12 protein-coding genes are annotated in these 12,852 nt (G+C 67.7%); 2 read left to right on the top strand and 10 right to left on the bottom strand.

The annotated features are described in order from the left end of the window. Window positions 1–11 precede the first annotated feature (11 nt). From QTH97_RS14580 to gtdA, 7 genes are all read right to left on the bottom strand, one after another. Window positions 12–929, bottom strand: coding sequence for an acyl-CoA thioesterase (locus tag QTH97_RS14580; protein WP_286568936.1), 918 nt, complete (start codon window positions 927–929; stop codon window positions 12–14). Window positions 930–1,024: 95 nt separating this feature from the next. Further along, window positions 1,025–2,371 carry an FAD-dependent oxidoreductase gene (locus tag QTH97_RS14575; protein WP_286568935.1) on the bottom strand — a complete coding sequence of 449 codons (1,347 nt, stop codon included), beginning with the start codon at window positions 2,369–2,371 and terminating at the stop codon, window positions 1,025–1,027. Window positions 2,372–2,509: 138 nt separating this feature from the next. After that, a complete protein-coding gene (locus QTH97_RS14570; protein WP_286568934.1) occupies window positions 2,510–3,487 on the bottom strand; it encodes a Bug family tripartite tricarboxylate transporter substrate binding protein in 978 nt (325 codons plus the stop codon). A gap of 72 nt (window positions 3,488–3,559) precedes the next feature. Continuing rightward, complete coding sequence (locus QTH97_RS14565; RefSeq protein WP_286568933.1) at window positions 3,560–4,543, bottom strand: Bug family tripartite tricarboxylate transporter substrate binding protein; 984 nt, start codon at window positions 4,541–4,543, stop codon at window positions 3,560–3,562. A 41-nt stretch (window positions 4,544–4,584) separates the two neighbouring features. Beyond that, complete coding sequence (locus QTH97_RS14560; protein ID WP_286568932.1) at window positions 4,585–5,805, bottom strand: 3-hydroxybenzoate 6-monooxygenase; 1,221 nt, start codon at window positions 5,803–5,805, stop codon at window positions 4,585–4,587. A gap of 22 nt (window positions 5,806–5,827) precedes the next feature. Beyond that, window positions 5,828–6,532 carry a fumarylacetoacetate hydrolase family protein gene (locus tag QTH97_RS14555; protein WP_286568931.1) on the bottom strand — a complete coding sequence of 235 codons (705 nt, stop codon included), beginning with the start codon at window positions 6,530–6,532 and terminating at the stop codon, window positions 5,828–5,830. 87 nt (window positions 6,533–6,619) lie between these two features. Continuing rightward, window positions 6,620–7,690, bottom strand: a complete 1,071-nt coding sequence (gene gtdA, locus QTH97_RS14550; protein ID WP_286568929.1) for a gentisate 1,2-dioxygenase — start codon at window positions 7,688–7,690, stop codon at window positions 6,620–6,622. Between the two features lie 136 nt (window positions 7,691–7,826). On the opposite strand from gtdA, the gene QTH97_RS14545 reads away from it, so the two are divergent. Next, window positions 7,827–8,741 (top strand): LysR family transcriptional regulator, encoded by a 915-nt coding sequence (locus QTH97_RS14545; RefSeq protein WP_286568928.1) that lies wholly within the window; start codon window positions 7,827–7,829, stop codon window positions 8,739–8,741. 43 nt (window positions 8,742–8,784) lie between these two features. Next, complete coding sequence (locus QTH97_RS14540; RefSeq protein WP_286568927.1) at window positions 8,785–9,231, top strand: acyl-CoA thioesterase; 447 nt, start codon at window positions 8,785–8,787, stop codon at window positions 9,229–9,231. Window positions 9,232–9,243: 12 nt separating this feature from the next. Here the strand turns inward: QTH97_RS14540 and QTH97_RS14535 are convergent, their stop codons facing one another. From QTH97_RS14535 to QTH97_RS14525, 3 genes are all read right to left on the bottom strand, one after another. Continuing rightward, window positions 9,244–10,296: an Ldh family oxidoreductase gene (locus tag QTH97_RS14535; protein ID WP_286568926.1), complete on the bottom strand. Its 1,053-nt coding sequence runs from the start codon at window positions 10,294–10,296 to the stop codon at window positions 9,244–9,246. 10 nt (window positions 10,297–10,306) lie between these two features. Beyond that, entirely contained in the window at window positions 10,307–11,830 is a 1,524-nt protein-coding gene (locus QTH97_RS14530; RefSeq protein ID WP_286568925.1) for a DASS family sodium-coupled anion symporter, read from the bottom strand. A gap of 73 nt (window positions 11,831–11,903) precedes the next feature. Further along, a complete protein-coding gene (locus QTH97_RS14525; protein ID WP_286568924.1) occupies window positions 11,904–12,842 on the bottom strand; it encodes an OmpA family protein in 939 nt (312 codons plus the stop codon). Window positions 12,843–12,852 lie beyond the last annotated feature (10 nt).

Genomic DNA, 12,852 nt, shown 5'->3' with positions numbered 1-12,852 from the left:
GAAGCCGTCCCTTATATCGGTGCCGCGCCGCCAGCGCTCGACGAAGGACTTCCCTCGCGAAGAATCCGCAGCATGCCTTCCTGCGCCGTCGAGGCCACGAGCCGGCCGTCGCGCGTGAAGATGCTGCCGCGGCACAGCCCGCGGGCGCCGCTTGCGCTCGGCGAGTCGAGGCTGTAGAGCAGCCAGTCGTCCATCCGGAAATCGCGGTGGAACCACATCGCGTGGTCGAGGCTCGCGGGACGCACCCTTCCACTCATGAAACTCAGGCCGTGCGGGAGCATCGCGGCGCGCAGCAGGCCGTGGTCGGATGCATAGGCCAACAGTGCGCGGTGCACGTTGGGGTCATCCGGCATCGGCGCGATCGCACGCATCCAGATCGCGCTTTCGGAGGGGCGCGGTTCCGGCGTGAGCAGGTCGTCGGGCTCGACGCGGCGGTACTCGATGCCGTGCGGCGCCAGGCCCTTGACGCGCCAGCGCTCGGGCAGGCGATCGCCCAGGGCGATGCGCTGGTCCAGCTCGCTCGGCAGGCCCTCGGGGCCGGCCGCTTCGGGCATCGGAAGCTGGTGATCGATGCCGTCGTCCACCGTCTGGAAGGACGCGGACATCTCGAAGATGATGCGCTCGCCTTGCCGCGCCACGACGTGCCGCGTGGTGAAGCTGCGGCCATCGCGCACGCGGTCCACCGCGTATTCGGTGGGTGCGTGCTCGCCGGGCAGCAGGAAGTAGGCGTGCATCGAGTGCGCCGGGCGGTCCGCGGCAACGGTCTGGCTGGCTGCCATCAGCGCCTGCCCCAGCACCTGGCCGCCGAACACGGCCGGCGTGCCGATGTCCTCGCTCTGGGCCAGGAAGCGGTCATTGCCCAGCGGTTCAAGGCGCATCAGTTCGACAAGCTCGTCGACGAGGCGGGCGGCGGTGGCGGAATCGGTCATCGGGGGGGAAAGCAGTCACAGGCAGCGTGGGAGAGCCTGCAACGATAGCAAAGAGAGAGCCGCGGCGCTGTCCCGCGGCTGTCACCCGGCCGAAGTCAACGGTCGAGGTCAGCGCCGTCGGCGGCCAGCTTTTGCTGGAGCTTCGGCACATCGACGGCATCAAAGGCGCCACTGCCCAGCGCCGCCGCGGCGGTCCCTGCGGCCTGGCCCATCACGAAGCAGCCACCGCTCGCCCGCGCCGCGGACTGGCCCTCGTGCGTCATCGCCGCACAGCGGCCGGCCACCAGCAGGTTGTCGACGCCGCGAGGCACCAGCATGCGCCAGGGCAACTGGTTGTAGGTGCGCTTGTCGTCGCGCGGGAAAGCCCATTCGATCTTGCCCGCCGCATGCATCTCCATCGGCCAGGCGTTGATGCCGATGCTGTCGTCGAAGCGCGCGGACGAAAGGATGTCCTCTCCGGTCAGCGCATAGAGGCCCTCGATGCGCCGCGTCTCGCGGATGCCGACCTGCGGCGCGATCTCGACGATCGCCGATTGTTCGAAGCCCGGCACCTCGGCCTTGAGAAAGCGGAAGTACTCGCCAATCTGCCGCCGTCCTTCGATCTCGCCGTCGCTGAGCTGGCGCGCATCGACGCCGTTCATCGCGCCGCCCTCGGCATTGCAGATTTGCGTGACGTTGGCGCGCCACTCGCGCGGGTCGATCTGCGGCCGCAGGATCGCGCCTTCGCGCGGGAAGCGGTAGGCCTGCGGATCGCGCTCGCGCGCCTTCGCCATCAGGTCGTTGATGGCCTTGAACTCGCCCACCGCCGCCAGCGCACGCGACGCATCGACGTTGCCGACACGGAACATGGTCGACGGGAACAGCCCGCTGCCGTGGCCGTCGCCGACCGCGAAAGGCACGCCCGCAAAGGCCGCGACATCGGCATCGCCGCTGCCGTCGATGAAAGCGTTGGCGCGGATCGCCTGGCGGCCCGACTTGGTCTCCACCACCAGCGCGGCGATGCGGCTGCCGTCCATGACGACGGCTGCAGCCCAGGCGTGGAAAAGCAGATGCACACCCGCGTCCAGCAGCAACCGGTCGGCGGCGCACTTGTAGATCGAGGTGTCGTAGGAACGCACGCGGATACGCCCCTGCATCCCGTCCTGCGGCTTGTTCAGCCCGCCCAACGCGTCGATGCGCGCAAGCAGGTCGTCGGCAACGCCGTGCACGAGTTGCGTCATCTCGCCATTGCGCTTGCCGTACAGGCCGGCAAAGTTCGTCACGCCGCCGGCCGTGCCCATGCCGCCGAGAAAGCCGTAGCGCTCCACCAGCAGCGTGCGCGCGCCATGGCGTGCCGCGCTCACGCTGGCCGCGATGCCGGCGGGCCCGCCGCCGACCACCACGACGTCGTACTCGCCAAAGACCGGCAGATCACGCGCCGGTTCACGAAGGATCGAATTCATATCAATGGTTCCAAGGGACCCTGCCCTTCGGAAAACACCGCGGAACCGGCTCAGCCGGGCCGCCGGTGTTGCCCCCGGCAGGGGGGAGGCGGCTACACGAGGTGAGCAAGCCTGGGGGCGAGCTATTGAAGGGGCGAGCTACTGCAACTTGATGCCGTTGGTAGAAATGATTCGGCTCATGATGGCCGCTTCTTCCTTGACGCGTGCGCGCATGCCATCCGGCGACGTCCCCACCGCCTGCCAGCCCTGCTCGAACAGCTTCTGCCGCACTTCCGGCGACTTCATGATGGTCGCGAGTTCCTTCGAGATGCGGTCCTGCGCGGTCTTCGAGAGATTCGCGGGCCCGAGAAGTGCGGTCCACACCTCGAGGCTGAAATCGCGCACGCCGGCATCCGACAGCGGCGGAACGTCCGGCGCGAGGGTGCTGCGGCCGCTCGTGAGACCGACGGCCTTGACCTTGCCTGCCTTGATCTGCGGCAGCGCCACGCCCGGCGGAATGAGCGCCATCTGGATCTGATTGCCGATCAGGTCGGTCATCACCTGCGGATTGCCCTGGTAGGGCACGTGCTCGGCCTTCAGGCCCGGCACGCGGCTCTTGAGCAGTTCCATGCCCAGGTGGCCGACCGAGCCGACGCCCACGGAGCCGTAGCTCCACTTGTCGCCGCCCTTGCGCGCGGCGTCGAAGAAGGCCGCGCCGGTGGGCAGGCTGCTTTGCGACACCAGCACCAGCGGCGCCGTGGCGATCAGCGACAGGTAGGTGAAGTCCTTGGCCGGGTCGTAGGGCAGCTTGGGGTACAGCATCTTCGACGAGGTCAGGTTGCCGTTGATGACGATGCCGATCGTGTGATCGTCCGTCGCCTTGGCCACCTGGTCGGCCGCGATGTTGCCCGACGCGCCGGGCTTGTTGTCGACCACCACCGGCTGGCCGAGGGCCTTCGCCAGCGGCTCGGCGATGGTGCGCGCGGCGATGTCGGGCGTCGATCCGCCGGGGAAGCCGACGATGAGGCGCACGGGCTTGGTGGGCCACGCGGCGGCTTGGGCCGAAGCCGCCATGGGCAAGGTGCCCGCGGCCAGGCCGCAGGCAGCAATCAGGAGGGCTCTCTTGGATGCGTGCATAAAAAGTGAAGCGAGGGGAAGGGAAATGAGGAAACGAAGGATAAGCCCCGCTTGTAACAAGACGTCAATTGGTCATTCGAGACTGATATTGCCCCGGCGCACCAGCTCTCCGTAGATCTTCGACTTGGCCTCGGCGTTGCGCTCGATCTCCTCCGGCGACCATGCCAGCGGCTCGAACGCGAAGGTGTCGAAACGCGCGCGAATCTCGGGGTCGGCAATGACCTTGGCGACGTCCGCGTTGATCTTCGCCTTGATGGCGGGCGGCACGCCCTTGGGCGTCAGCAGCGACACGAAGGAGTTGACCTCCAGGCCGGCCGGCCCACCCGCCTCGGCCATGGTGGGCACGTCCGGCATCTGCGGAATGCGCTTGGGCGCCGCGATGGCGATGTAGCGCAGCTTGCCGGCCTTGTAGATGCCCTGGCTGGACGGAATGCTCGCAAAGCTCCACTGCACCTCGCCCGAACCGACGTTGGCGAACAGCTGCGACACCTCGCGATAAGGCACGTGCTGCATGTGCGTACCGGTCAGCGCTTCGAGCTGCTGCCCGCCGAGATGACCCGGGCTGCCGACGCCCCACGAGCCGTAGCTGACCTGTCCCGACTTCTCCTTTGCCGAGGCGATGAGATCGGTCATGTTCTTCCACTTCGAGTCGGTCGGCACCGCGACGAAGAAGGGCGTGCGGAACAGCGACGCCACAGGATCGAAGTGCTGCAGGGTCACGAAGTTGCGCGACTTGTAGAGATGCGGCAGAGCCGCGATGTGCTCGCTGTCGAGCTGCAGCAGCGTGTAGCCATCCGGCGCAGCGCGGCGCACCTGCTCGATGGCGATGAAGCCGCCGCCACCCGGCTTGTTGTCCACCAGCACGCGCTGATTCCACAGCCGGCCGAGCTTGTCCGAGACCAGGCGCAGCACCGCGTCGGGCCCGCTGCCGGCGGCGAAGGGCGTGACGATGGTGACGGGCTTGCTCGGAAAGTCGGCGGCAGGCGATTGCGCGGTAGCAGTCGCGGCCAGGAGTGCCGCGGCGGTGCCGGCAATCAGCGAGAGGATGGATTTCATGAAAGGCTTGTCTCCGGATGGTTGGATGAGGGTGCGAAGTATCAGGCGGCGGCCAGGCGCGCGTCGGCCAGGCACTGTTCGGGATTCCACGCATAGAGCCACTCGACCGCGTCATAGAAACGCTCTGGCGAACGACCCGTCCAGAGGTTGTTGCGGACCAGCCGCTCGACCCCCTTCGCGTGATAGAGACGCCCCATCTCGCGCACCGACAGCACGACACGGGCCGTGCGCGGAATGCGCGCCGCGGCATACAGGCGGAAGGCCGCCGGCAGATCGAAATCGCAGGCCTCGACGGCCTTGCCCAGCGTCACCGCATCCTCCAGCGCCATGCAGGCGCCCTGCGCGAGGTACTGCATCATCGGATGGGCCGCGTCGCCCAGCAGCGTGGCGGGGCCTTCGCTCCAGTTCGCCACCGGGTCGCGGTCGGCGGTGCTCCAGCGGCGCCACGAGGTGGGCCGGTCCAGCAACTGGCGCGGCCGTGCGTGCACGCCCTCGAAGTACGACAGCACCTCCTGCTTGCTGCCGTCGCTCACGCCCCACTCTTCGCGATCGCGGCTGTGGAAGGTCACGACCAGGTTGTATTGCTCGCCGTGGCGCAGCGGGTAGTGCACCAGGTGGCAGTTGGGGCCGGCCCAGACCACGGGCGCGTTCCAGCGCAGGTCCTCCGGCATGTCGGCGGCGGGCACCACGGCGCGGTACACCACATGGCCCGACACGCGCGGCGCATCACCGATGAGCTTCGAGCGGACCACCGACTTGACGCCGTCGCAGCCGACGATGGCATCCGCGCTGAAGCGCCGGCCATCCCGCGTCACGGCGGTCACGCCGCGGGTACCGATGTCCAGCGCCTCGACCTGCGCCGAGGTGTGGAAGCGGATCAACGGATGATCCTTGACGGCATCGTGGATCGCACCGTGCAGGTCGGCGCGATGGCTCACCGCGTAGGGATTGCGAAAGCGCGCGCGAAAGGCCTCGCCGACGGGCACCGAAGCGACTTCGCTGCAATCGACCGCATCCATCATCACGAGCCGGTCGGTGAAGACGGACCCGCGCCGCACCGCCTCGCCGACGCCCAGCGCGTCCAGGGCCGCGAAGGCATTGGGCCCGAGCTGCAAACCAGCGCCGATCTCGCCGATGGCGGCGCTCTGCTCCAGCAGATCCACCGAGATGCCGAGCCGTGCGAGGGCCAGCGCGGCGGCCATGCCGCCAATGCCGCCGCCCACCAGCAGGACCGTCGGTTTTGCGTGGGATTTCGTGTTCATGTGCTTGCCTTCCGGAGAGTGATCAGTCCACGCGTACGGAAATCGGCTCCAGGCCGTCGATGCGCACGCTCATCGTCTGGCCGCTTTTCACCGCGCCGACGCCTTCGGGCGTGCCGGTGAAGATCAGGTCGCCCGGCTGCAGCGCGAACAGGGTCGACAGGTTGGCGATGACTTCGCTCACCGACCAGATCAGGTTGCGGATATTGCTCTTCTGGCGGACTTCGCCGTCGACTTCGAGCACGATCTCGCCGTCCTTCATCTCGCCCATTGCCGCGCGCGGACGCACAACGCCGACTGGCGCGGAGAAGTCGAAGGCCTTGCCGATCTCCCAGGGGCGCCCCTGCTCGCGCATCTTCATCTGCAGGTCGCGGCGGGTCATGTCGAGGCCGACCGCGTAGCCGTAGATGTGGTTGACCGCGTCGTCGACCGCGATGTCGCGGCCGGCCTTGCCGATCAGCACCACCAACTCGGCCTCGTAGTGGTAGTTCGCGGTCTGGCCCGGGTAGGGAATGCTCGCGGACTTGGCGGCGGGCACCGGCACGATCGACGCGTCGTCGTTCGGCTTGCAGAAGAAGAAGGGCGGCTCGCGATCGGGATCAAATCCCATCTCGCGTGCATGCGCCGCGTAGTTGCGGCCGACGCAGTAGACGCGGCGTACAGGGAACAGGTCGGCCGAGCCGGCCACGGGAAGGCCGACGACGGCCGGAGGGGAAACGACGAAAGGCATGGGGACTCCTGCCGCGGCGTGCGGCACGTTGATCAAGAAAAAGACCGGGAAGGCAAAACCGCGGCCGCCGGCGGCGGCAGCACCGGTTCAGCCCTCGTTGAGAAAGGCTTCGCGCAGCACGCCCATGGCCTGTTGCACCGGACGGTCCGAGAAGCTGAACAGAACCGTTTCTTCACTCGCCGACAGGCGCAGCGGCGCCCACGACGGGACCACAAAGGTGTCGCGCGGGCCAAAGGCAAAGCGCTGCCCGCCGATTTCCGCGACGCCACGGCCTTCGACCACGCTGTAGATGGCGCCATCGGTCGCCCGGTGCGTCTTCCCGGCAAAGCCTGCGGGCAGCAGTTGCAGGTGGGTGCCGATCGTCGGCATCGGCGAGCCGCCGGTCAGCGGATTGATGTAGCGCAGCTTGTGGCCGAGCCAGGCGTCGGGTGCTTCCTGTTTCTGCAACTGGGCCAGCGCGTCGCGGCTGCGTGCATAGGGGTAGTTGAAGATCGGCGAAGTCGGCGTGCTGTGGTCGTGCCGCACGGGCACCATGTTGTGGCCGAAGCGCGCCAGGCTGTGGCCTTCGGGCCGCGCAACGTGCTGCACCTTGGCATCGTCGTTCTCGGCGAAGCCGGCGTCGAAGAAGCGCAGCATCGGGATGTCGAGCCCGTCGAGCCATACGACGGGTTCGCTCACGCCCCCGATGCCTTCGTTGCCGTGGTCATGCCAGGCCCAGGACGGCGTGATGATGAAGTCGCCGGGGTACATGGTGGTGCGCTCGCCCGCCACCGTGGTGTAGGCGCCCTTGCCGTCGACGATGAAGCGCAGAGCCGACTGCACGTGGCGGTGCGAGGGCGCCACCTCTCCCGGCATGATGAGTTGCAGCCCGGCGTAGAGCGACTGCGTGATCGACGAGCGGCCCGGGATGGCCGGGTTCTCCAGCACCAGCACCCGGCGCACGGCTTCCTCGGCGGTGATCAGTTCGGCCGACTCCATCAGGAGCGGGCGGATCTCGTCGTAGCGCCACAGCGCGGGCACGCAGGGGGTCTGGGGCTCGCGCGGCACCAGCGCGTGGAGCGACTCCCACAGCGGCGTGAGATTCAGCGGGCGGATGCGCTCGTAATAGGCGCGGCGTTCGGCGGCGTCGGTACGCACGGCCTGCGGGGCGGTGTTCATGGGGCTTGTCTCCTGGCGGTGGGCCGCCGATGGGACAGATTGTTGGACGACCCCACTATTTGTTCAAGACCTGCATCCAATACCTTGAATATTGTTTTTCGATAATGGGTCCTGCCGCATTCCGAGGAAAGTCCCCATGTCCAAGCTCGATCTCGAATGGCTCGCCGTGTTCGACGAGGTCTACAAGACCGCCAGCGTGTCCAAGGCGGCCGACCGCCTGGGCATGGCGCAGGCAGCGGCCAGCACCATGCTGAACAAGCTGCGCGCGCACTTCGACGACCGGCTGTTCGCGCGCACCGCGCTGGGCATGCAGCCAACGCCCTACGCGCAGCGGCTGGTCGTCCACGTGCGCGAGGTGCTCTCGCAGCTCGACCAGGCGCGCGGCAGCCGCGGCGGCTTCGACCCGGGCGAGGCGAGGCGCAACTTCCGCGTCTGCATGACCGACATCAGCGAAGTGGTGCTGCTGCCGGGCCTGCTCGATCACCTGCGGCGCGTCGCGCCGGGCGTGCACATCGAGACCGAGATCATCTCGACCGAAAGCGGCCGCCGGCTGGAAGACGGCGAGGTCGACCTGGCGGTGGGCTTCATGCCGCAGCTCGACGCGGGCTTCTACCAGCAGACCCTCTTCATGCAGAACTTCGTCTGCCTGGCGGCGCGGAACCATCCCCGCATCGGCGCCCGGCTCACGCGCAAGCGCTTCGAGGCGGAGGCGCATGCGGTGATCTCGTCCTCGGGCACCGGCCACGCCATCGTCGACAAGACGATCACGCGCCTGGGCATCGAGTGCAACGTCGTGGCGCGGCTGTCCAGCTTCCTGAGCGTGGCGCGCATCGTGGCGCAGACGGAACTGATCGTGATCGTTCCGCGCATCCTTGGCGAGGTGCTGGAGACGCAGGAGCCGGTGCGGCTGCTGGATCCGCCCTTCACGCTGCCGCCCTACGCCGTCAAGCAGCACTGGCACGAGCGCTTCCACGCGGATGCGGGCAACGCATGGCTGCGGCGCACCGTGGCGCAACTCTTTGGCCCAAAGACTGTCGCGGCGCTCGCATAATCGGAACCGGCGCCCTCCCGATCAACTCATCGCCCAGGCACTCATGTCTTCCATCACCTTGCGCTTTCTTGCCGAACCCAGCACCGTCAATTTCGGGGGCAAGGTTCACGGCGGCACCGTCATGAAGTGGATCGACGAAGCTGGCTACGCCTGCGCGACGAGCTGGTCCAAGCGCTATTGCGTGACGGTCTTCATCGGCAGCATCCGCTTCCACCGCCCGATCATGATCGGCGACCTGGTCGAGGTCGAGGCCCGGCTGGCCTACACCGGCAACAGCAGCATGAACATCTCGGTCGAGGTTCGCAGCGGCGACATGAAGGGCGGCGAGATGCAGAAGACGACCGAATGCCTGGTCGTCTTCGTCTCGGTCGATTCGCATGGGCGCACGCTGCCGGTCGATGCCTTCACGCCCGGTACGCCGGGTGAAATGGCGCTGGCCGAACGGGCCCGGCAGCACCTCGAAGCCTCGCGCGCCGCCGCGGGGACGTAGTCCGCGTCCGGATCACGCCTGAGCAGGCATCGGCACGGCGAGCGCCTCCGCGAGGCGGGCCAGCGAGGTCCAGATCGCCGGCGCAATCTCCAGATGGGTCGCGTTGCGTTCCCTGTGCTGCGCCTCGAACTCGCCGGGATACTGCACGCGATCGAAACCGGGAGACGGCGGCGTGTCGTGCAGGTAGTCGAGAAAGCCCTCGACCTCCGCGCTTTTCCATTCCATCCCGAACTCCAGCGCCGGGTCGATCAACACCGCGAACATGTTGTTGACGGCCATGCCGTCAGGCGGGTTGACGGGCTGGATCGTGCCGCCGCCCGAGAGCACGCCGGCCAGCAGTTCCGCGACGACGCCCAGCGCGTAGCCCTTGTGCCCGCCGAAAGGCAGCAATGCGCCCGGCGGGTCTGCGAACATCACGGAGGCATCGGTGGTCGGCAGGCCATCGGCGTCGATGATGCAGCCCTCGGGAAGCGGCTCGCCCTTCTCGGCCGCCACGCGCGTCTTGTTGAATGCGACTGCGCTGGTCGCGATGTCGACCACCAACGGAGGACGGCCGTTGGGCATCGGGCCGGCAAAGCACAGCGGATTGGTGGTCAGCCGCGCCACCTTGCCGCCGTAGGGCGCGACCATCGGAGGGCGGTTGATGACGTTCGTGAAGCTCAGCAATACGAATCCCGCCGCGGCCGCCATTTCTCCGTAGTGGCCCATCCGGCCTAGATGATGGGACCGCCTGAGCGTGAGGATGCAATGGCCGGTCTGCCGCACGCGATCGATGCCGGCCTGCATCACGGTCTTGCCGACGTGCTGCCCGAAGCCTGAATGACCATCGAATACCAGCAATCCGCCGCGATCGGAGATGCATTCGGCACGCGCGGCGGCCTGAAGGTGGCCGCGCTGGAGCGAATTGCGATAGGTCGGCAGGATCGACAGCCCGTGGCTCGTGTAGCCGCAGCGGTCGGATTCGACCAGGTGCTCGGCCACATCCGCTGCGATGTCGTCCGGCACTCCCTGTGCCGCGAGGAGTTGCGTGCCCAGCGAGCGGGCGCCTTCCAGCGTGATTTTCATGGCGACTCCCTCAAGTCCAGCCCAGCCAGCGCCAGTAGGTCACCGCGAACACCAGCATCAGCAGGTAGCCGACCACGGTGATAGGAACGCCCACACGCGCGAACTGCTTGCCATTGAAGGTCTCGGTGCCCAGGCACACCATGTTCTGCGGCGCATTGATCGGCAGGATGAATCCGAAACTCACGGTAAAGCCGAGCAGCATCGTCATGCCCACCTTGTTGAAATCGCCCGGCAGTGTCTGCAGCACGGAGATCAGGATGGGCAGGAGCGCGGCAGTCAGCGCGGTCGCGCTGGCGAAGCCGAGATGGATCAGGATCAGGAAGGCGGCCAGCACGGCGAACACGGCCACCGGCCCCTGCGTGGCCAGGCCGGAATGCGCAACCACGAAAGCGCCCAGCCACTGGCCCGCCTGCGTCGAGAGCAACGCGGTCCCCAGGCTGATGCCCACGCCGAAGACGATCAGCGTGCCCCAGGGAATACGCCCCTGGAGCGTCTTCCAGTCCATCACGCCGAGCCGCGGCAGCATGAGCACCACGAGGCCGACGTAGGTGATGGTGGCCGTGTCGATCTCGTGCAGCTTGCCCTCGGTGGACCAGAACAGCAGCAGGGCGATCGACACCGCGGCCAGCCGCTTCTGCGGGCCGGTCATCGGGCCCAGCGCGCTCAGTTCGCGCTGCACCGCTTCCTTGCCGCCGGCGATCGCTTCCGCCTCGGGCGGCAGCAGCCAGCGAACGACGAAATAAAGCACGATCGACATCACGACAGCCCAGGGGGCGCCGGCAATCAGCCATTGGATCCAGCTGACCCGCTCGCCCAGCAGCTTGTCCATGAAGCCCACGGTCAGGAGGTTCTGCGCAGCGGCGGTCTGTATGCCGACATTCCAGACGCTGGTCGCCATCGCCACGGTGATCATGATGCCGGCGGCGATGTTCGAGCGGCGATCGACACCGAAGGCCATGATGACCCCCATCATGATCGGGACCACGCAGGCGCTGCGAGCCGTCGCGCTCGGGACCACGAGCGACAGGACGATCGTGACCACGATGCTGCCGATCAGGATGCGCCGCGTGCTGGTGCCGATGGTGGAAAGCGTGACCAGCGCAATGCGCCGGTCCAGCCCGGTGATGGTCATGGCCGCAGCGATGCACAGCGCAGCACCCACCAGCGCCAGCGCCGTGCTGGAGAACCCGGCCAGCGCCATGCCCAAGGCCTGCCCCGTGCCGTAGGTGGCGGAAGGGTCGCCCACCTTGGGCGCCAGCCCGATCAGCGCTGCGATCAGCGAAGTGATCATGATGGCACTGGCTTCGTAGCTCACCGCTTCGCTGATCCAGACGATGACCGCGAAGACAAGGATCGCCAGCATGCGATGTCCGGCGACCGGCAGGCCCTCCGGCAGCGGGAGGGCAAGCACCCCGAGCATCGCTGCTGCGGCGATGTAGAGGCCCCAGGGAACGGGCTTGCGTACTGCAGGCGCCGCGGGCTGTCCGGCGGGCCTGGCTTGCGGGCTCGCGGTTTCGTTCGTGCCGAGGCTCATGGGTGCGGCCCTCCATCGGGTGCTTCTGCGAAGCACCCAACCTAAGGTCAATCCTTCAATTCGTCAATTGCCGCTACTTGGTCCCTCCCCCGATCACCTCGACGCGGCGGTTCGGTGCATTGCAGGCCACCCGCGCCGACTTGGCGCCGGTGGTGGGGCAGGACACGACGGGTTCGGCGCTGCCGACGCCTTCGACGCTCACGCGGTCCGAGGCGATGCCTTCTTCCGTCATCACGCGAGCAACGGTGCGCGCGCGCTGCTCGGACAGGCGCTGGTTGTACGGGGGCGTGCCGATCGGGTCGGCGTGGCCGCGCACCGCGACACGGCTCACCGTGCTCGGCGAGTGCTCGCGGATCTGCTGCGCGACCCTGCGCAGTTCCTCGCGCCCGATCGGGGTGATCGATGCGTAGTCGCCCCGGTCGAACTCGAACAGCACGTCCGCATTGATCGTGTAGCTGACCTTCTCGGGGGCCTGCGGCACCGGCGCGGTCTCCTGGCAGGGCACGATGGCGCCCGCGCGGTTGACGAAATGGCGCTGCTCGTAGGCGCCCTCCAGGAGCTGCTCGGCATCGGCTCGGCGCACCGGCGCGGGCTCGCCCGTGCGGTTCTCCGACACGGCCACGAAGTAGGTCTTGCCGCCTTCCAGGTTGACTTGCGTGCTCGGGCGGGCCTTGGCCTCGAACTTCGGCGCGTCGCCGATGTGGGCTTCGATCGAATAGTTGCCCCGGTCCACGCAGAAGCGCGTGTACGAGTGCGGTTGCAGCGCGGTGTGGAAGGCGCCGTTGACATACACGTGCGCGGCTTCGCCGTCCACGGGCACGCTGTCCACCGGCTTCCTGAAGAAGACGACCTGCGCCTGCTGCGCCGAGACCGGCGGCACCGCGCTATAGAACTTCGGCGAGTTCTGCGCGAAGGCGCACGGCGCCACCATCAGGCACAGGACTGGCAGCGCGGACGCCAGGAAGGTGCGGCCGGCATGCGAGCGCCGGCGAATCGAGTTTTGGTTTTGCATGGGTAAGGGA

Source organism: Variovorax gracilis (genome assembly GCF_030317115.1).
GTDB classification, from domain to species: Bacteria; Pseudomonadota; Gammaproteobacteria; order Burkholderiales; family Burkholderiaceae_C; genus Variovorax; species Variovorax gracilis.
This window is presented reverse-complemented; position numbering and strand designations above follow the sequence as displayed.